Raw genomic sequence first — 23949 nt, forward strand, 5'->3', positions numbered from 1 at the left:
AGATACAGGAGCCGATCAAATTCGTCTATCCCAATGGCGATGAGCAGCAACCGCATCGATAAATGCCTTGCTGAAAGCGGTGTAGTCAGGTTCATCTTTAGCCGTTACGATGCCTGGCCCCTCTGTTGTCCCGACAGAGGATTGAAGAAGGTCAATTCCTTCATTTGCCGCACCGATCGCCTTGTAGTGATTGTAAGCTTCTCTGATAAACGCCATCGCTTGTTTGTTGTCTTTTAACTCCAGTCCTCCTGCGGCATAGACGGCATCATACAGAACAGAATCAACCGTCAGGAACGTGCCGTTGGCCTCAAGCTGCTGTCCGCTGCCGCTTGTCATATACCCCAGATTTTGACTGATGATATCCACTGTGATTCCTTCTTGCTTTAAGGCTTCCAGTACTGTTTGCAGCTCTTTTTCATGAAATCCGTTTCCGGCGAGTACAGCGACTTTTCTTGTTGACGCGGTTTTCACTGTACGGGCTTGGCTTAACGCAGGCGAAGTAAGAATTTCTTTAGATGCTTTACGCTTCGCGGGCGCCGCCACGCCTACTCCTTTGGCGATTTCTTCTGCTAAATCTGCATCGACATTGCTGAAGACATCAACGACCTGCCGCTGTACGTCTTTGCTTTTGACCTTCCCGACCTCGAAGCAGAAAGCAGAAATGATATGCTGTTTCTCCACAGGAGACATGCTGTTCCAGAAAAGCTTCGCCTGTGAGTAATAATCGTTGAAGCTGTCGCTTCGCTGGCGGATTTTTTTGCCCTCGACTTTTTCCTGATAGTGGACGTAGCCGCCTTCTTCAGCTGTCGCTGGCGACGGATCATTGTTTTGCAGAGAGTTTTTATGATAAGCGACAGGTCCCTTATTGATCGTCATCCGGTGATAACCGTCGTATTGATTGTTATGGAATGGACATACCGGCCGGTTAATCGGAAGCTCATGGAAGTTCGGACCGCCAAGACGAATCAGCTGTGTATCCGTATAAGAGAAAAGTCGCCCCTGCAATAGCGGGTCATTTGTAAAATCGATGCCCGGCACGACATTTCCCGGGTGGAATGCGACTTGTTCTGTTTCCGCAAACACATTATCCTGGTTGCGGTTCAGCGTCATTTTCCCAATGATCTTCACCGGCACAAGCTCTTCCGGCCACAGCTTAGTCGGATCAAGAATATCAAAATCAAACTTGAATTCATCTTCCTCATCAATCATCTGCACGCCGAGCTCGTATTCAACCTTGCCGCCGTTTTCAATTGTTTCCCACAGGTCACGGCGATGGAAATCCGGATCTTTCCCGGCAATTTTCTGCGCTTCATCCCATACGAGAGAATGCACGCCGAGCACCGGCTTCCAGTGAAATTTCACGAAACGTGCCTTTCCTTGTTCATTGACAAAACGGAACGTGTGAACGCCGAAGCCTTCCATCATTCTGTAGCTGCGCGGGATGCCTCTGTCTGACATCGTCCACATCACCATGTGAGCCGACTCAGGGTTATTGGCGACAAAATCCCAAAACGTATCGTGAGCAGTCGCTGCCTGAGGCATTTCATTGTGAGGTTCAGGCTTAAACGCATGAACCAAATCCGGAAATTTGATTGCGTCTTGAATGAAAAACACCGGAATGTTATTTCCCACAAGGTCATAGTTTCCTTCTTCAGTATAAAATTTTGTCGCAAAGCCTCTGGCATCCCGCACCGTGTCTGCGGAGCCTTTAGAACCCGCAACCGTAGAGAAACGGACAAATACCGGTGTCTTCACCGAAGGGTCCTGAAGAAATTTGGCCCGTGTATATTCTGTCATTGGTTCGTAAACCTGAAAAAAGCCATGCACGCCATACCCGCGTGCATGCACAACGCGCTCCGGAATCCTCTCATGGTCAAAGTGCGTCATTTTCTCCCGAAAGTGAAAATCCTCCATCAGCGTCGGGCCGCGAACCCCGGCTTTTAACGAATGCTCATCCTCTGACACTCGCAAGCCTTGGTTTGTCGTCATTTTCTTCCCGCTGTTATCGGTCCTGTACTGCTCAAGCTGCTCGTCCTTTGAGTGTTCATTTACACGTTTGTTTTGGTCATCACTCATGTCTGCTCCCCCTTTTTAAAACGAAACATTCTACAGCACATTTACCCGTGGCGTTCTTCATATAAACTGCTAATCCGCTCATTAGGATTTTTGGTCTACATATAAATATGCGGTCATACACATTTGAAATAAGCCTTCTTCACAGAAAGAAAGAATGGAAGCGCTTACCAAAAAAGCTGTTGAATAGGGGAGGTCATATCATGCTTGCCATACTCGGTTTTGTGATGATGATTGTCTTTATGTACCTTATTATGTCTAACCGGCTTTCCGCTCTTATTGCTTTGATTGTCGTTCCTATTGTGTTCGCCCTGATCAGCGGATTTGGCAAAGATCTCGGCGAGATGATGATTCAGGGCGTTACAGACCTCGCCCCTACCGGTATCATGCTGTTATTCGCCATCCTGTATTTCGGCATTATGATTGACTCAGGCCTGTTTGATCCTCTCATTGCCAAAATCTTATCGTTTGTCAAAGGAGATCCGTTAAAAATCGCCGTAGGCACAGCGGTTCTGACCATGACCATTTCGCTGGACGGAGATGGGACAACAACCTATATGATTACCATTGCAGCGATGCTGCCTCTCTACAAACGGCTCGGCATGAACCGTTTGGTGTTAGCGGGAATAGCGATGCTCGGTTCGGGGGTTATGAATATTATCCCGTGGGGCGGGCCGACTGCGAGGGTTTTGGCTTCCTTAAAATTGGACACGTCAGAGGTTTTCACGCCGCTGATTCCCGCTATGATCGCCGGCATTCTCTGGGTGATCGCCGTTGCTTATATCCTCGGAAAGAAAGAGCGGAAGCGGCTCGGCGTCATTTCGATTGATCACGCACCGTCTTCCGATCCGGAGGCCGCACCGCTCAAGCGTCCCGCTCTTCAATGGTTTAACCTGCTGCTGACTGTCGCTCTGATGGCCGCACTGATCACCAGCCTGCTGCCGCTCCCTGTTCTTTTTATGACTGCGTTCGCCGTTGCCTTGATGGTTAACTATCCAAATGTCAAAGAGCAGCAGAAACGAATCTCGGCGCATGCGGGTAATGCGTTAAACGTTGTCTCAATGGTGTTTGCTGCGGGCATATTCACAGGCATTCTCTCCGGCACAAAAATGGTCGATGCCATGGCGCATTCTCTCGTTTCACTCATCCCTGATGCCATGGGCCCGCACCTGCCGTTGATCACTGCGATCGTCAGCATGCCATTCACCTTTTTCATGTCGAATGACGCCTTTTACTTCGGTGTCCTTCCCATCATCGCCGAAGCCGCTTCCGCTTACGGAATAGACGCCGCTGAAATCGGAAGGGCCTCCTTGCTGGGGCAGCCTGTGCATCTGCTCAGCCCGCTTGTGCCTTCCACCTATCTATTGGTTGGAATGGCAGGCGTCAGCTTTGGCGACCATCAAAAATTCACTATTAAATGGGCCGTGGGAACAACGATTGTGATGACGATTGCCGCACTTTTGATTGGGATTATTTCTTTCTAAATGTATGAGCTTGATCGTAGCATTGAGTACAGAGGGGAGAAGATCAAATAGGATATTATGAGTGAATAGAAGATTCATGCCAACAACTCCTCATTACAATCATAAGAGCCTGCTATATTGCAGCAGGCTCTTTCACATTTGGCATTATTTTTTTGTATAGCGCACCCAGTCATAATGAGCGTATAGCGGATTTACACCATTGTAGGAGCCAAGCCATTCATCGACACCCGTACCATTCCACAAGTTCATCATGATCTTTCCAGGTGTTGTCGGAATTTGGTTTGTTGCAGTATGTTTTAATTGCCCGTCGACATACCATTTAATAGAGTTTGGCTGCCAATCGAATGCATAAGTATGATAGGCATTGGCTGCATCAAACCCGAGATCAACAATCTTCTCATGGTTTCCTGCACCATTTGTATAATAGTTAAATTGAACCTTTGTTGTGTCTTTTCCTAAAAATTCGATATCAATCTCATCCCAAGGAGTTCCATCTGTTGGACCTGTGTAAGTAAAGAACGATGAAACGATCCCTGTGTTTTTAGCTGGTTTCATTCTGACTTCATAAAGTCCATAGCCATATGTTTGAACAGAACGGTTTTCCCCGCAGTCAAACTTGTTATAAGATGGGCTTGTTAGCGCTAAACGCATTTCACCCAATGACGTCACTGATACGTTATTAGCCCGCCACGTGCAGTTGAACATATTTCCATTCGAATAACCATCTGCTTTTTGCCAAAAACCGGAGTTATAGCCGTTAAAAGGGTCAAAAAACGATCCACCTGTTTGAGCTGAGGCAGTAGAAGTGACTGCAAACAAACTCATAAACAATCCAGTGACAAGAAGCAGCAACACTCGTTTCAGATAAGGCATATTGGCATTCCCCTTTCATTGAAAGCGTTTTCTATGTTGATCTTACATGATTCTTTTAAAAGGGAACATCGGTCAAAATAATGATAATATCGAATCTTACTGACTTGAATCCTGTAACTATCATCATCTTCCCTCTGAAAAAAATAAAAACCTAAATTACCATCAGCACAGACAGAGATGATCCGCACTCATTGTAATTTAGGTTTTGCCTGCTTTATCAGTAACAATCCTGCCATTTTCATATGTGAATGTAAGAAAAAGTGAACACAAGGAAACAAAAATGTCAGCGCTCTCATTATGCTTGTTTAACTACCCTTTCTATGTGAATGGTTAAATACAGCAGCTCGTCACTTGTGAGCTTGTGCTCATACTCCCGCTCAATGTAGGTTTGGATTTTCTTCGTGCATTCATACGCGCGATGATACTTCTCTTTCACTGTATCCAGCAAAAAATCGTCCTGGCTTTCCATGTGAGTGCCGTTAAATAGACGCTGCGCGAAAAACTTTAAGTGGGTGACGAACCGATAATAGTGAAGCGATTCTTCGTTGAATTCAATCTTAAAATGGTATTTTACAATACTCAAAATCTCTTGCATGACTTTTGTAATGTTGATGATATTGGGCATCTCTTCGTTCAGCTCGGCATTTACAATATGCAGAGCAATAAAGCCTGCTTCATCCTCTGGCAGAGACACACCAGTCTTATTTTTTACCATAACCAACGCTTCTTTGCCGATCGCAAATTCGTCTTTGTACAGCCGTTTTGTTTCCCACAGCAAGGCGTTTTTGATATCAAGCCCTTTCTGGTTGCGCTGGATGGCAAAGTTAATATGGTCGGTCAGCGACACATAGATGCTGTCGTTGAGCTTTTTGCCGAGCTGTAATTTTGCGTAGCTGATAATCTCTTCGGATACTTCCATACACTCGATCGGTATATCATACAAAAGGGTTTTGAACTTTTCTGATACATCCTTGTTATCGAGCGTGAACACTTTCTCAATGCGGGCTTCATCGACATCATCGCCGGACTTTTTCTGAAACGCGAGCCCCCTGCCCATGACGACCAATTCTTTCCCCTGTTCATTGACCACGCTGATCACATTATTGTTGATCACCTTCGCAATTTTCATGGCATGTCCCTCCAATCAACTAAGAACAGACTATATCTTGATTGTACATTCTTTTTGTACTAGGTCAATATCATCAGGGAAAGACGGAAGCTGGTCAGTACAATTCACTCCGTACCTGCTGCCCCGGCTGTTTTTGAAGCAGCGCCTCCAGATGGCGTTCAAATGATGCCTTGTCAGCTTTCTGCTTTTTGACAATGCTGTTCATGATTTTAATGCTTTCAGCGCTGTATTGTGTATATTGTTTTTTCAGCTGATCCAGCTGCTGTCTTGTCTTCTTCGCGTTTTTCGGTGTGACTTGGCCGATGAGTTTGATCATACTGTCTGCGGCCTCAAAAAAAGCGGCTCTATTTTCTGTCAGCTGCTGAATTTCGATGCGGCTCATGTCTTGATTACGCGTTTTTTGTAGCAAGGCAACCGCCTCGCTGTTTTGTTTTTTGAGCGATTTGTTCTCAAGCTTAATCGATTCGAGATTCTCCTTCGCAATGTCTGCTTCTTCTTCAGTCATGCTGATTCGCACGAAGTATTCTGGATTGCCGATTCCATAATCAAATGCTTCGCTCACTTGTATCATGGAACTGAACACAATGGCCAGCTGCCTGTCGCTTGCGAGGGCTTGGAAATCCTGCTTTTTCTTACTGCTCATCGGTTTGGCTGCGGTTTGTTTTACCGTCTTTTGATCACAGTCTGCGAACATCTGAGCCTCACCTTCACTTTCGCATGCGCTCATCACAAGAACTGTGACCAGCAGGCTTATACACAAGCCTATTCGCCTCATGCTCTGTCTCCTCTCTGCTGAATCCCTTCTGGAAAATACCATAAAATATAGTTGAATGGTACCAGATGCGCCTAACCCCAGCAATAAATCAAAAGTATGATTTGAAGCGAAAAAACATAAATATTTTGTAAAAATTGACGTGCATTCCATTCTTTTCAGGCCCATTTCTCGTACAATAGAAGTATCGTTACCGGAGAGGAGCTCTGATGATGAAACGTTTTACGAAACAAGAAAACAGCTGGGTATTATATGACTGGGCAAATTCTGCTTACTCAATTGTCGTGACCACCGCGGTATTTCCGTTATTTTATAAATCGGCAGCTGCGGAAAGCGGTGTCAGCGCCGCTCAATCGACTGCCTATTTAGGCTATACCATTGCGATTTCAACGTTTATTCTTGCGATGCTCGGCCCTATTTTAGGCACAATCGCCGACTATGAAGGGTGCAAGAAAAAGTTCTTCGGTTTCTTTGTGTCAGCCGGTGTCGCCAGCACCGCGATACTCGCCTTTATCCCTAGTGAACATTGGCTGCTATTGTTGCTGTTTTATACGATATCGGCTATCGGTTTTTCCGGCGCCAATGTGTTTTATGATGCCTTTCTCGTTGACGTCACGACTGAGAAGCGGATGAATCTCGTCTCGGCACGGGGTTTTGGCTTAGGATACATCGGAAGCACGATTCCATTTATCATCAGTATTGCTGTCATCCTGCTCGCGCAAGCAGAGACGATTCCAGTGTCTGTATCGGCCGCAAGCCAGCTGTCCTTTTTCATAACGGCTGCCTGGTGGGGGCTGTTCACCATCCCAATGATTAAACATGTCCATCAACGCTATTACATCAAAAAAGAACCTCATATTGTCATCAACAGCTTTAAGCGGCTCGGCCAAACGATGAAACGGATCAGACAATACCGGGCACTTTTCCTCTTCTTGCTCGCTTATTTCTTTTATATCGACGGAGTCGGCACGATTATTACGATGTCGACATCCTATGGATCAGATTTAGGGATCGGCTCCTCAAGCCTTCTGATCATCCTATTTGTCACCCAGGTAGTCGCCGCGCCGTTTTCGATTGTATACGGAAAACTGGCAGAACGCTTCACGGGGAAGACAATGCTGTACGTCGGGATCGTCATTTATATGATCGTCTGCGTGTATGCCTATTTTATGGAGACAACGCTTGATTTCTGGATACTGGCTATGCTTGTCGCCACCTCGCAAGGCGGTATTCAAGCCCTAAGCCGTTCCTATTTCGCCAAGCTTGTGCCAAAGCGCCACGCCAATGAATTCTTCGGTTTTTACAACATTTTCGGAAAATTCGCCTCAATTATGGGGCCGCTGCTCATTGCCGTGACCGCCCAGCTGACCGGGAAATCCTCGACTGCGGTGTTCAGTCTGATCATTTTGTTTGTAATTGGTATTGTGATTCTTGCCTTTGTTCCGGAGGAGACCAGCGCCGATGTCAGCCAGCAGCAAAATGACCTGCCCCTTTAACTGGGAGCAGGTCATTCATCATTTATTCGCTTTATTCACCTTCAGCTTTTTCCCTTTGACGGTTGTGTTCTTCATCACTTTGAGAACATGAGGGCCTTTACCATTTAAAATCTCAACGTATGAGGCGTTATCCATGATCGTGATGATGCCGATGTCGTCAGCTGACACACCGTCAATTTTGGCAATCGTTCCTACAAAATCAACGGCTCTGATTTTCTTTTTCTTTCCGCCGTTAAAATACAGCTTCATAATGTCTTTATTCAGCTCTTCGCTTTTGTCCTTTTTGCTTTCCGGACGGTCATTCAGTTTAGCTAGAAATTCTGGTTTCTTCCTTGCCACTTCCTCTTGAGAAGGTGCTTCTATTTTTTGGATTTCAAATCCGATATATTCTTCAATGTCGGCTAAAAACCGTTTTTCGAAGGCCGTGACAAACGAAATGGCCTTTCCTTTGTTCCCTGCGCGTCCCGTTCGGCCCGTGCGGTGGACATAGCTTTCCTTTTCAACCGGCAGATCATAGTTGATAACAAGGGAGATATTTTCAATATCAATCCCGCGCGCGGCGACATCCGTCGCCACTAAGTAACGGTACTCGCCACGTTTAAATTCATTCATGACGTCGAATCGGTCTTCCTGAATCATTCCGCCGTGAATTTTATCGCATGGATATCCTAAGTCATCCAATTCATCGGTCAGCTGATTGACGTGCTCCTTCGTTCGGCAGAAAATGATGCAGCTGTCGGGATTCTCCGTCATCAGCACATCTTTCAGCAATGAAAATTTATGCTCTTCTCTTACTTGAATCACCGCATGTTCAATATTTCTTGTGGTAAGCCCGGCCGCTTTGATTTCGATATGCTCGGGGTTTTGCATATATTGACGGCTCAGCTTCTCGATATCCTGCGGAAGCGTCGCCGAAAACAGCATCGTCGTACGCTCAGTCGGCAGATGCTTGATAATCGCCTCCACCTGCTCAATGAAGCCCATATTCAGCATCTCATCCGCTTCATCAATGACCAAATAAGAGAGACGATCCAACGGCAGCGTGCCTTTTTCGATATGATCCAGAACACGTCCCGGCGTGCCGACAACAATGTGGCTTTTTTGCTTAAGCTCAGCTTTTTGTTTATCAAAGGAGGATTTTCCAAATACGGCTGTCGCTTTGATCCGTTTAAATCGTCCGATGTTCGTGATATCTTCCTTTACTTGCACCGCAAGCTCACGGGTCGGTGTTAAAATAAGCGCCTGCGGCTTGTTTTCATCCCAATTCGCCAGCTCACAGAGAGGAATCCCGAACGAAGCCGTTTTCCCGCTTCCTGTCTGTGATTTGACGACAAGATCCTTTCGTTCAAGGGCAGCGGGGATCACACTCTGCTGCACCTTGGTCGGTTCTGTATATCCTAGTCCTTCCAATGCTCGTAAAATGTCATGACTGATTTGATAGTTTTTAAAATGACTCATGTATAAACTCCTGTCTCTTGCAGATGTTCTCATTATACTCTAATTGACCAAGGCATATGTGTTTTGTCGAAAAATGATGTATTAAAAGCCAGCGATTCCCTGGCGTTTTAGCTCCTGAACAGCCAATCGCGCCAGTGCGTCGGCCCCCGCGCGATTCGGGTGCAGCGTATCTCCATCCATATAAAGCCCGAGTGTTCTTTCCGGACCGATCGATGTAAAGTATGCCGAGCTGAGGACATTTAAGTCAATGAGATATGTTTTTTCCTCTTCGGCCAAAGCTAAAATAGAGGCCCTGTACCATCTGTTTACAGACGAATGGATGCCTTCAGAAGTAAAATCGGTTGCCCGGCCCTGAGGCGTTGATAGGATGACGTCCGCTCCTTTCGCTTTTACCTGACGAATCATATCACGCATCATCTCTTTAAACTCCGCTTCAGATTCATTATGCTTCGGATTTGTGTCATTAATGCCAAGCTGCAATATAAAATAATCTCCCGGTTTAATATACTTCAGGATCGCCTCAAGCTGTCCATCATTTCTGAACCCTCTCGCGATCTGCCCGCCGGACGCCATGTTTCTCACTTGAAAGGTGTGTTTATCGATATAGTGAGGCAGCATCTGCCCCCAGCCCGCCTGCTTGCTGCTGTTGAGCGGATAATAATTGCACACCGTCGAGTCGCCGCCGACATAAATGGTTCGGTTCGTCACCGGCTGATCAGACAATTTCTTTATTTTCAAGGCGCTAAGCGTAAAAGCGGTGCCAACTTTCCCCTCTGTCACCAGCAGATTCAGCTGCCCGTCGGTGACGGGAATTTGGAACGTATCCTCCGCGCCATCCCCTGTCAAATTAATGACCTGAAACACGCCCTCCGCCGCCACACTGGCCCTTGCCGTATTGCCAAGCGTCACCTTCACCTCATAAAGCCCATTCGGGAGATCCACATTAAACGTGTTATTGCTTTTCGTCCCATACGCTAAAAACTGAACCGCATCACTCTTCACACCAGTCCCGGATGCCGCCACATCCCTCATATTCTCCGGTGTTTGAAAACCGTAGCCCTTTGATCGGTCATACCGATCAGACGCCCTGACACCAATATAATCAGGCTCCACTGAACCGCTTCCAAAGTCAAACTGATACACCTTCGGCTCCGCTGCCTTCACACTCTCATTCCCGCCAAAACACAGCATCAGCATCATCACAAAAACCGCTGCCATCCATTTTTTCATCAAGACTCCCCCTCTATGAAAACGCATACATTAATGCATACTCGATGATTGTTTCTTTATGATGACTGAAGGGAGAAAAAAATTGCGTTGACAAACAAAAAGGAAAATTTTATTATATCAATATATGATATATCATTTGTTGATATAGGAAATGAGGTGAACACTTGCCAAAGCAGCGTCCGCAGGAAATGGATCAGCTTACCGATCCAGCCTATTATATTGTCTTAACCTTGCTGGAGCCAAAACACGGATATTCGATCATGCAGGAGATTGAGGACATGACCGATGACTCCTTTACGATCGGCCCGGCTACCTTATATACATTGTTAAAGAAATTACTGCAAGAAGGGATCATTGAGCTAGTCAACAATGACAACCCGCGCCGCAAAGTGTACCAAACCACCTTGCACGGCCAAGAACTACTCAAAAAAGAAATTCAGCGCAGAAAAGTGATGGCTGAACACGGTCAACGTGCTTTTCAACAATTGAAAGGGGATTCATCATGAAACAGAAAAAATTTATGATGTCTGAAGGATTGGCCTTTTCAGAAGAAAAGGATATGAAGAGACTAAGTGATATGGCCAGCAAAGGCTGGGTACTCGATTCTTTTGCGTTTATGGGGTATAAGCTTAGAAAAGCTGAGCCGCGGAAATTGATCTACAGTATTGATTATCATGATGTTGAGGAAGAAAGCTTGGCGGAATACACCGTGATGTTTGAAGCGGCCGGATGGGAACATGTTTGCTCTTCACAAGGTATGCATATCTTTTCGGCTGAGCCCGGGACTTCGCCGATATACAGTGATCAATCCACCATGAGAGAGAAATATAAAAGAAGCGAAAAAGACGTTCGAAACGTCACCTGCACCTTGAGCTTCCTGACTCTCTTGTCAATTGCACTCCATTATGTAACAGGATTATCAAATTGGGTGCCTTTGGCTTTCCTGGTTGTGACTTTTCCGTTTCTCGTGACATATGCGGCAACAAAAGCAAGAACGCTTGGAAAGTGGGAAAAATCAGTGTGACTTCTTGTCACACTTGATCACATCCCACCCTCCGCAATAGAAACTCATCTGATCTTCTTGATCATACACATAATAACGGAGTCTTTCCCATTGATCGTCAGTCGGTTCAATCTCCAACTCAACCACATCGATGGATTCAAGGTCATCCAGCTTTGATGCACTAATGTTTTTAAACCGCAATTGAATGTCACAGGTTTGAGCAGATAGTTTTAATTCAAACACAGGAATATGAATATAACGATCATCTTCTTTCATATAGAAAGAAAACTCGTTTAATGTAAATGGACCTGTATCCTCATCAGAAAGATGCTTTTTCAATTTCTCGTATTGTGTGATATTCAAATGAATTCCTCCTATTTTTAGTTACCTCCAACCATATAGATCTCCGCAGCATCATATTCAAACCACATGATCAGTTCGCCTGAGTCTGTTAGGCATTGGAGCTTCCCATCGGAAAAATAGCTTTTATCCGGTTGAGGATCAGTGATCAGAAAAACATCGTCATTGATAGAAGCTAACAGAAAGAGAAAGCCTGCAATGTCCCGGTCTGCTTTCTGTAATACAGATTGAAAATGAAATTCTCGTTTCGCCAGCTTCGTCACCTTGTAAGCATAACCTTCAAAGTACTTGGATAGGTCTTCTATAAATGAACCAGTCGTTATCACCTGTATCATAATTCGCTCATAGGCAAGCCCTTGCCATACACGATAAAACGACTCTGCATCTTCAAGTTCACACGACATAACAATTTGGTCAGGCTTTAGATCGACCATATCTAAATTTCCGATACTGCTTATAGAGGTTATTTCCATAAAATCTTCCCCTTATCAGTTGGATAGCGCAACGCAAATCTCTTGTCTGACTTGTTCATACAAGAGAATGTGATGATACAGATCCTTATCGTTTTTGATCATATCCGGAAGTATGTCAGGATACAGCTCAAAAAAGCTTTTCTCCAACGAACGCCGCTGTTGCCGGGGCATCCTTTTATTCGCCAGCACATAATCCAAACTGCCATCAACAAGCATAAAAAACTCATAGATGTCTGCTTCAAATCCGTAAAGTTCATCAGGATACGGCTTTTCTTCAAGCTCTCGCTGTCTTTTTTTCAGCTTTTGAAGCACGTTGATCCTCTCCCTCCACAACAAACTCATTTATCTTGAAACAGGATAGGCGGATCATTATCTATCGCCTCCAACAGCTCTTCACCAAATACAGTGATTGTACATTTCCAAGGGTCTCCCAAAAGTCCCCAAGAGAAGTCCTGATGAAAAAAGAAATAATAGTCTTCATTTGGAAATACGGGAACAGGCCATTCGCCAAATTCATCCTGAGGCATTGTCTGATGAGGGCTAAAGATATATCCGTCATGCTGCCAGTCTAATGCGTACATCACATCGTGTTTTCCAGTACATGATTGAAATGCTTTTAAAATCGAAGTCTCTAAATCATTCAGCACTCTGACCACATCATCATTACTGGCTTTACCGCTCATCACGCTTGAAATATCAAACACTTAATATGGATCAGGCGGGATGATGTGATGACATCTGCTTCCGGGTTTCCATTTTATGATCTTGTTCACTTCTGACCAGATGCGGTCTTGTTTTGTCTGACTTAAAGCGCGCCAATTCATCATAATCTCATCCCTACACCTTATTGGATATCCTGCTTATAAACACCAGATGAGGTCACTGCGTAAACAGCGTTACTTGTCAGTTTCAGCTGTTGAACATCTAGGGCTTCACCGTTCGAGTCACAGCATGTTATCTCTTTCATCTCTTGACTCACATCGGCAGAAATCAAATAAAGAGACGACTTAAGGTCTGCACTGTAACAATTGAACGTCCCAACCAAAAAACCTTCTTCGGATATCGCGAGCTGATCAAATGCTTCTGAGTCCGGCTCTTTATCCGACAGAATCCATACCCGTCTCACGACCGTTTCGTCTTAGTTTTTAAATTTGCAGAGTATATATAATCATTACTATCGCTTTTTAATACTAACTAAGTTTTCAATATATTATATGCTCTATTGTTTTATATTTTTTTCAAGCCAATCATAGTCTAAGAGTTGATATTTTATCAAAATAGTACATTCACTTTTCCTTTTACTAATTGAGAAAGCTTTTTTTTGCACCAAGAATTTGAAATAACTGTATTATTGATTTAACATGTTAGCTTCATTGGAATAGGATTACAATATTTTTCTGGAATGTTTATGTTATTTTAAGAATCAAAAAAAGGCCGCATAGGCCTTTTTACATTTTCCATTATTGCATTTGTTCAATCTCCGTACCCTCAGCTGTCACATTCGCCTTCCCCTGCCTCCTGACAAGCGTCAAGGCCATGCCCGCAAAGATCAGCACGATGCCAAGCGTTTGATAGAGGTCAGGGCGGAAGCCTGTGAAGACGGTATCGAGCACAATCGCGACAGCCGGATCGAGAAATACAATGATTGAAATAAATTTCGTTGATAAAAATCGCAAACTGTCAAAAAACAACAAATATACAATACCCGTATGGATGATGCCGGTAGATACCACCATAATCCAGTTTCCCTGAGATAGGTCAGCAAAAGCGCCAAAGTGAATAAACGGAATCAGGATGATAACCCCTAAACCCGTCTGCAAGAAGGTGGTCGTGTAAGGACTGAGATTGTGAATGCCTTTTCCCAATAAAGTGGTGAACGCATAAAACAGTGCGGCGAGAACTGCCCATATGATCCCTGATCCCATCAGCTGTGTCAATGAAGTGCTGCCGTTAATCCCGGAAATCAGCGCAGTTCCCAGAAAGCAGATGATAATGGAGCTGACGGAGATCACATTTAATTTCTCTCTGTAGAAGAAGCTCCCCAGAAGAAGAACAAGCACCGGCGCTAGATGATAAACGGAGATGGCAATTGTAACGGACGTTTCTTCAAAAGACTTAAATAAGAACACCCAGTTGAATACAAGAAAGAAACCGCACGCCAATGTTTGCAGCACGTCTCTCTTGCTCCATTTTTCCATTTTATACTGGCCGGACGCCAGCCAGCAAAGGCCTAAAAACAGCGTCGCGCAAAGGCAGCGGACAAAGACCAATTCAAATGACGGCAGATTGGTATGCTCTGAGAAAAAGCCGATGGAGCCGAAAATCACCATAGAGATGACCATTTTGATTACGGCTGTTGATTTTTGTTTTGGTGTGATTGAGAGATCTTGCTGCATCAAGCGTATTCTACCTCCAATTATGTATAGGGAAAAGCACCCCAACTGCAAGGTGCTTTTCCTTTTTTATAGTTTCTTGCCGGCCGTCCAGCCGCCGTCTATGACAAAGTTTGAACCTGTAATAAAGTGCGCCTCATCAGAAGCCAAATACTTCATACAGGAAACGATATCACTCGGCTGCCCCCACGTATGAAGGGCATGGTTATCTTTGATCAGCTGAACCATTTCATCGTCTTGAAAATACTCTTCCGTTAATTCTGTTTGGATCACGCCCGGCGAAATGCTATTCACCCTGATCCCCTTTGATCCGAACTCCATAGCGAGCTGCTTCGTCAGTCCGATGATCGCATGCTTGGAAGACACATAGGCAGCCCGCGCAGGCTCTGCCATCAGCCCGGACACAGAGGCGATGTTGATTATACACCCTCGTTTCCCCAGCTTTGACCACAGCCTTGCCGCGTCCCGAGAAAGAATAAAGGCTGCCGTGAGATTAATGTCTATTACTTTTTTGAATGATTCTGCTGATAATTCAAGAACAGGGGTGATTTCCCTTATCCCTGCTGCATTAATTAAGATGTCCGGAATCAATTGGCTTTGTTCTAGCTTTGGCATCAAAGATTCCGCCTGCTGAACATCAGACAAGTCTGCTTTTTCCATGTAAAAGTCACTGTTTACTATAAATTCTGACATTTTATTCGTTTGAATATCTACTCCTACAACCCGAAAGCCTTCTGCTAAAAATTGCTTTACCGCTGCAAAGCCGATTCCGCTATTTGCCCCAGTTATCATTATATTCTTTTTCTTCATCATTTTACATTCTGCCTTTTTTCATTTTGGTAATTTGTAATAATCTGAGTATTATTATTTGACAATATATTACAAATAATTTAGCATCGCACTACATCCTCTATTTTCCACATTTTCTATCATACAGGAAATTACTAAAAAAATCATCTACTTTTTAAGGAGAGATTCATATGGTTCAAGTTTCAAACGTACAAAAAGAGTTGACATCCGATATTACTAAATATGCTTCTTTTTTAAAGGAAAACGGCTATTCGTATATCCCAGCAGATTTCTACCGGCAAAAAACTACAGACGCCGCAGTCCGCAAATTACAGCTTACATATGATGCTTTGAAAGCTGATCCTAAAGGAGGCGGCCGTTACAGAGCGCATTCCCGCTACATTTTGGCTCCTCACTCCGACACTCTTGAATTAGATCCGGATAATGGATATTTCCAATCAAAAGAATATAATTATGATGATGGCGGTATCGTCAGACAATTTGAAAAAATATCAGATGAGTTTCTACAGCATCCTGTAACGCGGCACATGATACATTCAAATGTAGAAATGGCCCGCCAAACCGATTTTGTAGATTGGGAGAAAGAAGTGATCGTCGGGCTTCACCAAGTCAGATATCAAGTGACACCTGACGCGCCTTCATACAGCTCACCCATTTGGCTGCATCGTGACGATGAACCGCTTGTTTTCGTCCATCTATTTCAGCTGAGCGAAGATGCTATCGGAGGAGATAACTTAATTGCTCCGTCTGTTAAGCAAATTGATAAAGTGCTGCGGCTGACAAACCCGCTTGAGACACTTGCTCTCGGGCAAAAGGTCTTTCATGCGGTTACACCGGTCGGCACTGCCAATAGAGATGGTGCACATCGAGATATATTATTAGTTACATTTTCTAATAGATAAAAAAAAGCGCCCAAGGGCGCTTTTTTACAAATCTATCGAACAATCAAAACCGGGCATGTTGATAATTGAGACACTTTATGGCTGACGCTTCCAAGCATCATTTCTTTCAGGCCGCTGATCCCCCGGCTGCCAACTACAATCAGGCTGACGCCTTTCTCTTTTGCGTGATTTAGTATCTCATACGCCGGCTCGCCATTAGCGTAAATGGTTTCAGCTTGAACGCCTTTTTCGGCTGCTTTTTCTTTTGCATTCTCAAGGATTTTCAGGCCCTCTTTTTTAACCTCGTTCCTGATTTCATCAATAAAGTGTTCAGGCACATAGACAATTCCCGTCAGAGAAGAAGTCGTGACGACGGCTTCTCTCCCCACATGAAGAATGCTTAGTTCCGCTTGTTGCTCTTTTGCCAAATGCACTGCGGCATCAAGCGCTTTTGCACTCATGTCTGATCCGTCAATCGCTACTAACATTTTGTTAAACATGCTCTTCCCGCCTTTCGGACTGTGGGTGGTTCATCTTTCTCTTTTATTGTCCGCCTGCATTTCGTTATTGTCAATTGAAGCGCATGAGTTTTCAAAAAATTGTCAGAGACTCTCTCCGTTTGTGGCGATAACCTGCTGATACCAGTTGAAGCTTTTTTTCTTGATGCGGTTAAATGTTCCATTTCCTTCATTGTCCCGGTCTACATAAATGAAGCCGTAGCGCTTTTTCATTTCCGCAGTAGATGCGCTGACAAGGTCAATTGGCCCCCATGATGTGTATCCGATTAATTCAACGCCGTCCGCAATGGCTTCGCGCGCTTCAATTAAATGATCACGCAGATAGTTGATTCTGTAATCGTCCTGAATTGAGCCGTCATCCTCAACCTTGTCTACAGCGCCAAGGCCGTTTTCAACGATGAACAGCGGCTTCTGGTAACGGTCGTATAAGGTGTTGAGCGTGATGCGCAAGCCTTTCGGATCAATCTGCCAGCCCCATTCTGATGATTTGAGGTAAGGGTTTTTGACTCCGCCCAGCAGGTTGCCCCCTGATTTTGCAAGCTCTTCCGGATCTGTGCTCGCCGCCATCGACATGTAGTAGCTAAATCCAATATAATCCACCGTATGTTCTTTCAAGAGCTCTTCATCGCCTTCAGCCATTTCAATTTCAATATTGTTTTCTGCCAGATAGCGTTTCATATATCCCGGGTATGCGCCTCTTGCCTGAACATCTGAGAAGAAAAGTGTTTTGCGCTCATTCTCCATTGCCGCGAAGACATCCTCCGGCTTAGAAGTCATCGGATAGGTTGTCGTTGCCGCTATCATACAGCCGATTTTCGAATCAGGAATGATGTCGTGACCCGCTTTGACAGCAAGAGCACTGGCCACAAATTGGTGGTGTGCCGCCTGGTACATCGCGTTTAATTTGTTTTCTCCTTCTTCAAAAACAAGACCGCCTCCGGTAAATGGCGCATGGAGCACCACGTTAATTTCATTGAACGTCATCCAATACTTCACTTTGTGTTGATAGCGTTTGAAGACCGTTTTGGCATAGCGTTCATAAAACTCTATGACTTTGCGATTCTTCCAGCCGCCATAATTTTTCACTAAACCGAGCGGCATTTCATAATGAGAGATGGTTACGACAGGCTCAATATGATGCTTTAACAGCTCATCAAACAGATCATCATAAAAGCTGAGGCCTTCTTCATTGGGCTCCTCTTCATCGCCATTCGGAAAAATTCTCGTCCACGCAATCGATGTGCGGAACGCCTTAAATCCCATTTCTGCAAATAAGGCGATATCCTCTTTATAACGATGATAAAAGTCAATCCCGTTGTGATACAGATTCAAGGAAGTCATTGATTCATCAAATGGAGACATGATCCCGTTCGGCGATACGTCAGCTGTCGAAAGCCCCTTACCACCCTCGTTATAAGCACCCTCCACTTGGTTGGCAGCAACTGCGCCGCCCCATAAAAATCCTTCTGGAAATCGTTTTGCATTTGAACTCATATTGATCACCCCATCAGTTTTTTAAGATAAAGCAAGCAGCGCTTCTTTTGGCTGCACTTTACCGATCTCTTTCACCGGCGAAAACGAATATTGGTCTGTGTTGGTCACAATCACCGGGGTAATGACGTCATATCCCGCGGCTTTGATTTGCTCCAGATCAAAGGACACGAGCGGATCTCCCGGTGCGACCTTGTCGCCTTCTTTGACGTGAGCCGTGAACCATTGCCCCTCCAGCTTCACTGTGTCCAATCCAATGTGTATGAGTATTTCAGCTCCCTGATCACTCGTAATGCCAATTGCGTGTTTTGTTTTAAAAACGGTGGTAACGCTTCCACGAACAGGCGAAACAACTTCTCCTTCTTCAGGCTCAATGGCAAATCCTTTTCCCATGATCCCGGCAGAAAACACTCCGTCTTTGACTTCGCTTAATGCTTTCACTTCTCCCTTAATCGGGCTGTGAATGATCTCTCTGCTGCCCGGCTGCTGGCTGCCGTCAGAAGGCACATCCTCGAATCCAAGCAAATACGCAGCTGCTGTTCCCGCCGCAAACGCAATCACAAGGCCGATCATCGCGTAAATAAACGTTGGGCCGATAAAGACAGGGATGCTCGGGAGACCTGCATTACCTCCGACGATATAGGAAGCAACACCCGTCATGCCGTAAAACGCGCCACCGGCTGCACCGCCAATCAAAGCGGCCGCAAACGGCTTTTTCAATCGCATATTCACGCCATACATCGCAGGTTCTGTGATCCCCATCAGCGCCGTGATGCTTGTGGTAAGCGCGAGTGATTTAAATTTTTTGTTTCTGGAGCGAAGGAAGACGGCAAATGATGCTCCCGCCTGCCCCATATTCGCCAAAAACATAGCCGGCAGTAAATAATCGTGGCCGTTTTGAGCGATGTTGTTGATCATGATCGGCACAAAGGCATAGTGCATGCCCGTCATAATGATTAAAGAGAATGTACCCGCCAGCAAAATCATCGCCACAAGCCCTGCATGATCAAACAAATAATTGACCCCAGAAGACAAGTATTCTCCTAAAATAGCGCCAAGCGGACCGACTGTAATCAATGTCAGCGGCACGACAATCAATAATGTCAACGTCGGAACCACAATCAATTTGAGAGATGCGTGTGTAAAACGGTCAATCCATTTTTCTACGTACGAAGCAATCCAAATCGCCAGCAAAATCGGGATGACCGTTGACGAATAAGTGGCAGCGGTTACAGGAAGCCCGATAAAGGAAACCGGTTTCCCCGCACCGAGCAGGGCTGTCAAATCCGGATGCAGAATCGCCGCCGCAATGGCTGCCGCTACGTACGGATTGCTTCCGAATTTTCTCGCCGCACTCATCGCTAGCAGGAGCGGCAGGAAGTAGAACGCACCGTCACCGACAGCCGTCAAAATGACATGAACCTGGCTCTTCTCCGCCATCCAGCCAAACGTAACTGCCAGCGCAACAAGCCCTTTGATCATCCCCGCTCCCGCAATCGCAGGCAGAATCGGGGTAAACACACCAGAAATCACATCAAAGACCGCACTCAGCACATTCTTTTTCTTAGAGGATGAACCAGCGCTCCTCTCATCACTGAGATTGCTGTGCCGCACAATCGCCTGATACACCTTCGGCACATCGTTTCCGATAATGATTTGAAACTGCTCGCCGCTGATATTGGTGCCCATCACTCCAGGCAGCTGCTCCAGCTGACTGCGATCCGCCTTCGAATTGTCATGAAGATTAAAACGCAGCCTCGTCATGCAGTGAATCACGCGCTGAACGTTGTCTTCACCGCCTACGAGTTGTAATATGTCCTTCGATAATTTATCATAATCCATGTGTATACCTCCTTTTTATGGGGGGACTGCTGGGAGAAAGGTGGCCGCCTTTCTTCCAGCTTTTTTTGTATCAAATGCTGCATCACCTCCTAAAAGAGAATAAAAAAAACCTAAATGACACAGATTGCGAGAGTCTCCTCCTGCACCTGCACCATTTAGGTTTTGCCTGCTTTCACAGTAACAATCCTGACGGGTCGTTTTATTTGTTTGTAGGATATACTTTAGCACTAGATTCGCGGGATGTCAACGCTTTCATTTTTTGGTGTTGACTAAGGTGATTGCTCAATAAGGACTATTTTTTATAACGGTAAGCCATTTTGTATATTTTGTTTTTTCCTTACTAAAAAATCTTGAAACAAATTGCATAATCTATTTATATTTTTTTCATAGGAATGTAAATGCGAGTTACATCCGTTATTAAAAGGATGATAATGAATAAAACCCGCCATATCTTCAGGGTAATTCATATCTGCATAAACTTCCGCAAGCTTGCTCAAAAGTTCAATTCCATGATCACTATACTTTGATTTTACTTCAAGAAGAATAACATATCTCCATTTTCTTTTTTCAATAGCATAGAAACTATTTTCTTCAACTCGTAATATATTCAAAATGGCTTCTTCAATATCATCCTTGTCTCCCCAAGCCAGTTCTAGAATTTCTTCTCGTTGTACACCGGGATGGTTCATCAAATATTCAACAGCATAATTCATTACTTCAATTTTGTTTATCCACCCTTGCTTCAACCCAACGTAAAGAGTTTTCTAATCGTCATTTACATGATGTACTTTGAAAGTATTTAAAGCGATTTTTAATTTCTAACATCCTTGCTTTCATATATGTCATTAAACAAAAATAATTCCAAGTTGCTTTTTAAATATAACCTTTACCTTTGGTTCGTTATGAATATATATAAATAGATCAGAATTACATCTCTTTAATTGAGTAACATTTATAAACTTAGATTCAAAAACAAGCAACTCATTGAAGGTGAGACTTAGATTGCACTCCAAAGCGTATACATCCATTGTCAGAATCAGTTTAAAGCCTTACATATCTTGGATAGAGTACATAAATATTTCTGCAAGGGGGTCACTCACCACGATTATTGGCTCGCTATCAAACAGTTCTAATAAATCATATTCATTGTAAGTAGTGAACATTTTTAAACTGCCCCTTAACTTTTTATTTGTTGTTGCTAGAAAAAGATGATAATTGTCAAAAACCTTGAAAGGTTTACTCTTCAAGGTTTTTCTTTATTATTATTTTAATGCCTGTTCTAATATGTTGATTTCATTATCTCCTACATCGTTTATAATGACACCACAAATATTGTCATCACAATCCAAACAAAATAATACGTGATTATTTTCTATAAGAGCTTCTATCTCATGAGCTGAAAATTGAATATAAACTGTCTTATCTGTTATATATACGTTTAATATTCCTTTTTCATCGATATACGTTTCATTCCGTTGTCGGTCTACGCTAAGAACAGGAACCCCTTTTATTGGTTCAATGTTTTCAATATTCCATTCTTTAGATTTATAAACACTTTCACACAGAGTTAATGTAATAGAACGAATTTCTCCTGTTTTTTGTGCAAATCCTATTTCAATTAATGATTTTTTAAAATCTCCGGTTCTCCAGTATACCGTTTTATCTTCTGATATATCCCAATTTCCAAATTCTATATTAATTGGTGTATAGACATCAAATTCTACTTTCATAGGCTTTTTATCTCTACATTCTAATGTTTTTAACATAATTTCAAATGACCTTCTAATAATAGTTTCAAACCCTATTCCCGGATGACTTTCTTGAATAGATTTTTTTCAACCCAATGGCTCTTAAACTGTACGTTCACGTATTAGAAACTTATTGATATCCGTCTAAATCATTTAATTTTTTTATAAGTATTCTTTTCCTAAATATATAAATACCTAAAGGGAACAAAAAGAAAAATACACCATATGAAAAACCAGCAATTACATATAACTCTATATCGTTAACTTGATTGGTATTTGCTAACCATATTGTCGTGATAGTTAGAACTATTCCTGCTAGGGGCAAAACAATCTGAATGATTAATAATGATTCATTTATTTTTCTCAATAAAAATTTCTCATCTATCTTCTTCACTCTCTACAATCACCTTATGTATTTCTTCAGCTATTATTTATGGCAGTGTCAATCAAGGTTTCCTTCATAATTTTTTCTGATTATGTCCAAGAACAAAGCCTTCTCATAAAAAAATTTAAGTTTCCATTTTTATAATCATTTTACTTTTTATATTTAAACAGCCTCCCTTAAAAATTCTATACTTATCCTGTCAACCTTCATCTCAACATTTTTCCCAATTAAATAAGGATATTCAGAAAAATACTCATCTTCATCAGTAAGAACGATTCCTGCATCAATTGAATCCTCTTGTAAAACCCCCCTAATATAATATTGATATCCTAAACCAATCCGTTCTAATTCTTTTGTTTTTTCTATACTTTCACGAATAACTAACTCATCCAAAATCGTAAAACCAACTAACACAGGATATTTTTTCCCCACTTCAATTTCATAAGGACAGACAGATGAAAAACCTGTGAATTCAACCCCTTCAATTTCGAGTATCACTTCCTCTTCTATATGTGGATCAAGTCCTTTAATAAGTGCTTTATATATCATAGGAGAACCTCTTTGATTTTTATTATATTGAATGCGTTAAAACCTTGAAGGGCATTGTTGTCAATAAAAGCTTCATTATTTGCTAAGACTCAAAAGCCGTTTTTACTGGAAATACACCCTCTTCTTTTACTAAACAAACTGCTAATCTATGTGCAGCTCGATCAAAATAAAATGTTGACGGGAAGTCTTTAATTTCTTCTAACTCTGAAAATTCCCTAATTATTTTATTTAATTTCATTTTGCCCATAGTATTTTCATGAGGCCCCAATTTGTAAACCACAGTTTCATTATCTTCATATTCTTTTAGTAATAAAATGTATACCGCCACTGTTTATTCCTCAATTAGTAAAATTCAATTCACTCCACTTTTCTTTTATCCAACCTATTCTTTCATCAGCTTCTTCTGCTGATAGAACGTCTCTTTTGTTTTTGTACTTAATACTTTCTTTTGCCCAGATTAAAATGATCTTGGTATATTCCACCGTCTCTATTGTGCATATACAATCTCCTTCATCTTCATCTGCGAAAATATCTTCAATCACTGTTTTATGTTTATCAGAACTAATTAAATTTAAATTCCCGCCACTTTCGAATATTGGTAATTCCCCAGACAATACTTTTAATAATTGTTCAATTTCTTCCTTTATGCTATCGAAATCACTAAATATATCAGATCCTAACGAATTACTAATAAGGTAACCATTTTTAAGTATTTTCTCTTTTTCCAAATCCAAAATGACTTCATCATAATCATCTATATATTCAATTGCATATTTATATCTGAGCAATATACTATCTCCGTTATTTCTTATTCACCGGTAGATGGTGTGAGGTAACGCAAGCAATATAATGAGTATTTCCCAATCATAATTAATTAGAAATTATTTTCCTCTCAGTTTCCAAAAATTCTTTCAGTAGTTCTTTTACTGTATATTTCAAATCAGAAGGATAATAGAAAACAGGCGATACAGTTCTAAAAAA

Annotated in this window: 23 protein-coding genes and 4 pseudogenes; 5 read left to right on the forward strand and 22 right to left on the reverse strand. The window is 43.0% G+C overall.

The window, feature by feature from the left end:
* Positions 1–15 precede the first annotated feature (15 nt).
* Entirely contained in the window at positions 16–2076 is a 2061-nt protein-coding gene (locus NST79_RS20380; protein WP_151262476.1) for a catalase, read from the reverse strand.
* Positions 2077–2276: 200 nt separating this feature from the next.
* Between NST79_RS20380 and citH the strand changes: the two genes are divergently transcribed.
* Positions 2277–3557 carry a citrate transporter CitH gene (citH, locus tag NST79_RS20385; RefSeq protein ID WP_003227205.1) on the forward strand — a complete coding sequence of 427 codons (1281 nt, stop codon included), beginning with the start codon at positions 2277–2279 and terminating at the stop codon, positions 3555–3557.
* A gap of 144 nt (positions 3558–3701) precedes the next feature.
* Here citH and bglS read toward each other — a convergent pair whose 3' ends face one another.
* The 3 genes from bglS to NST79_RS20400 form a co-directional block, all read right to left on the reverse strand.
* Positions 3702–4430, reverse strand: a complete 729-nt coding sequence (gene bglS / locus NST79_RS20390; protein ID WP_021480986.1) for a beta-glucanase — start codon at positions 4428–4430, stop codon at positions 3702–3704.
* Between the two features lie 295 nt (positions 4431–4725).
* Positions 4726–5559, reverse strand: coding sequence for a transcriptional antiterminator LicT (licT, locus tag NST79_RS20395; protein ID WP_003242598.1), 834 nt, complete (start codon positions 5557–5559; stop codon positions 4726–4728).
* Between the two features lie 94 nt (positions 5560–5653).
* On the reverse strand, positions 5654–6334 hold the full coding sequence (locus NST79_RS20400; protein WP_014481344.1) for a hypothetical protein: 681 nt from the start codon (positions 6332–6334) through the stop codon (positions 5654–5656).
* Positions 6335–6540: 206 nt separating this feature from the next.
* Here NST79_RS20400 and NST79_RS20405 point away from each other — a divergent pair, with 206 nt between their 5' ends.
* On the forward strand, positions 6541–7827 hold the full coding sequence (locus tag NST79_RS20405; RefSeq protein WP_212060173.1) for an MFS transporter: 1287 nt from the start codon (positions 6541–6543) through the stop codon (positions 7825–7827).
* Between the two features lie 18 nt (positions 7828–7845).
* On the opposite strand, the gene dbpA is transcribed toward NST79_RS20405, so the two are convergent.
* Both dbpA and NST79_RS20415 read right to left on the reverse strand, forming a co-directional pair.
* A complete protein-coding gene (gene dbpA, locus NST79_RS20410) occupies positions 7846–9285 on the reverse strand; it encodes an ATP-dependent RNA helicase DbpA (protein WP_019712854.1) in 1440 nt (479 codons plus the stop codon).
* An 81-nt stretch (positions 9286–9366) separates the two neighbouring features.
* Complete coding sequence (locus tag NST79_RS20415) at positions 9367–10515, reverse strand: GDSL-type esterase/lipase family protein (protein WP_212060170.1); 1149 nt, start codon at positions 10513–10515, stop codon at positions 9367–9369.
* A gap of 164 nt (positions 10516–10679) precedes the next feature.
* On the opposite strand from NST79_RS20415, the gene NST79_RS20420 reads away from it, so the two are divergent.
* The gene (locus tag NST79_RS20420; protein WP_043858313.1) at positions 10680–11021 is read left to right on the forward strand and encodes a PadR family transcriptional regulator; all 342 of its coding nucleotides are present in this window, start codon (positions 10680–10682) and stop codon (positions 11019–11021) included.
* Complete coding sequence (locus NST79_RS20425; protein WP_212060168.1) at positions 11018–11539, forward strand: DUF2812 domain-containing protein; 522 nt, start codon at positions 11018–11020, stop codon at positions 11537–11539. Before NST79_RS20420 ends, NST79_RS20425 begins: the two co-directional genes overlap by 4 nt.
* A 213-nt stretch (positions 11540–11752) precedes the next feature.
* Here the strand turns inward: NST79_RS20425 and NST79_RS20430 are convergent.
* The 7 genes and pseudogenes from NST79_RS20430 to NST79_RS20460 all read right to left on the reverse strand — a co-directional run.
* Positions 11753–11881, reverse strand: a pseudogene (locus tag NST79_RS20430) (hypothetical protein); the annotation flags it as partial.
* A gap of 17 nt (positions 11882–11898) precedes the next feature.
* Positions 11899–12351 carry a hypothetical protein gene (locus NST79_RS20435; RefSeq protein WP_167568149.1) on the reverse strand — a complete coding sequence of 151 codons (453 nt, stop codon included), beginning with the start codon at positions 12349–12351 and terminating at the stop codon, positions 11899–11901.
* A 15-nt stretch (positions 12352–12366) separates the two neighbouring features.
* Positions 12367–12663 (reverse strand): YxiJ family protein, encoded by a 297-nt coding sequence (locus NST79_RS20440; RefSeq protein WP_163130362.1) that lies wholly within the window; start codon positions 12661–12663, stop codon positions 12367–12369.
* Positions 12664–12689: 26 nt separating this feature from the next.
* Positions 12690–13178, reverse strand: a pseudogene (locus NST79_RS20445) (DUF2716 domain-containing protein).
* Between the two features lie 17 nt (positions 13179–13195).
* A pseudogene (locus NST79_RS20450) lies at positions 13196–13489 on the reverse strand (hypothetical protein); the annotation flags it as partial.
* Between the two features lie 322 nt (positions 13490–13811).
* The gene (locus NST79_RS20455; RefSeq protein WP_250620782.1) at positions 13812–14747 is read right to left on the reverse strand and encodes a DMT family transporter; all 936 of its coding nucleotides are present in this window, start codon (positions 14745–14747) and stop codon (positions 13812–13814) included.
* Between the two features lie 66 nt (positions 14748–14813).
* Complete coding sequence (locus NST79_RS20460) at positions 14814–15557, reverse strand: SDR family oxidoreductase (RefSeq protein ID WP_021481000.1); 744 nt, start codon at positions 15555–15557, stop codon at positions 14814–14816.
* Between the two features lie 167 nt (positions 15558–15724).
* Here NST79_RS20460 and NST79_RS20465 point away from each other — a divergent pair, with 167 nt between their 5' ends.
* The gene (locus tag NST79_RS20465) at positions 15725–16456 is read left to right on the forward strand and encodes a 2OG-Fe dioxygenase family protein (protein ID WP_212060116.1); all 732 of its coding nucleotides are present in this window, start codon (positions 15725–15727) and stop codon (positions 16454–16456) included.
* Between the two features lie 32 nt (positions 16457–16488).
* Here NST79_RS20465 and NST79_RS20470 read toward each other — a convergent pair whose 3' ends face one another.
* From NST79_RS20470 to NST79_RS20510, 9 genes and pseudogenes are all read right to left on the reverse strand, one after another.
* Positions 16489–16935 (reverse strand): universal stress protein, encoded by a 447-nt coding sequence (locus tag NST79_RS20470; protein WP_015714985.1) that lies wholly within the window; start codon positions 16933–16935, stop codon positions 16489–16491.
* A gap of 102 nt (positions 16936–17037) precedes the next feature.
* Positions 17038–18447, reverse strand: a complete 1410-nt coding sequence (gene bglH / locus NST79_RS20475) for an aryl-phospho-beta-d-glucosidase (RefSeq protein ID WP_119900136.1) — start codon at positions 18445–18447, stop codon at positions 17038–17040.
* A 21-nt stretch (positions 18448–18468) separates the two neighbouring features.
* The gene (gene bglP, locus NST79_RS20480) at positions 18469–20286 is read right to left on the reverse strand and encodes a beta-glucoside-specific PTS transporter subunit IIABC (protein WP_212060118.1); all 1818 of its coding nucleotides are present in this window, start codon (positions 20284–20286) and stop codon (positions 18469–18471) included.
* Positions 20287–20585: 299 nt separating this feature from the next.
* A pseudogene (locus NST79_RS20485) lies at positions 20586–21038 on the reverse strand (DUF2247 family protein); the annotation flags it as partial.
* Between the two features lie 510 nt (positions 21039–21548).
* Positions 21549–22052 carry a hypothetical protein gene (locus NST79_RS20490; protein WP_041521459.1) on the reverse strand — a complete coding sequence of 168 codons (504 nt, stop codon included), beginning with the start codon at positions 22050–22052 and terminating at the stop codon, positions 21549–21551.
* A gap of 112 nt (positions 22053–22164) precedes the next feature.
* On the reverse strand, positions 22165–22428 hold the full coding sequence (locus tag NST79_RS20495) for a hypothetical protein (RefSeq protein ID WP_014665973.1): 264 nt from the start codon (positions 22426–22428) through the stop codon (positions 22165–22167).
* 153 nt (positions 22429–22581) lie between these two features.
* Positions 22582–22968 (reverse strand): hypothetical protein, encoded by a 387-nt coding sequence (locus NST79_RS20500; RefSeq protein ID WP_212060110.1) that lies wholly within the window; start codon positions 22966–22968, stop codon positions 22582–22584.
* 82 nt (positions 22969–23050) lie between these two features.
* Entirely contained in the window at positions 23051–23296 is a 246-nt protein-coding gene (locus NST79_RS20505; RefSeq protein ID WP_130573038.1) for a hypothetical protein, read from the reverse strand.
* A gap of 10 nt (positions 23297–23306) precedes the next feature.
* The gene (locus tag NST79_RS20510) at positions 23307–23756 is read right to left on the reverse strand and encodes a hypothetical protein (protein WP_212060112.1); all 450 of its coding nucleotides are present in this window, start codon (positions 23754–23756) and stop codon (positions 23307–23309) included.
* Between the last annotated feature and the right edge of the window lie 193 nt (positions 23757–23949).

It is taken from the genome of Bacillus sp. PS196, assembly GCF_037963555.1.
Classification (GTDB): Bacteria; Bacillota; Bacilli; order Bacillales; family Bacillaceae; genus Bacillus; species Bacillus subtilis.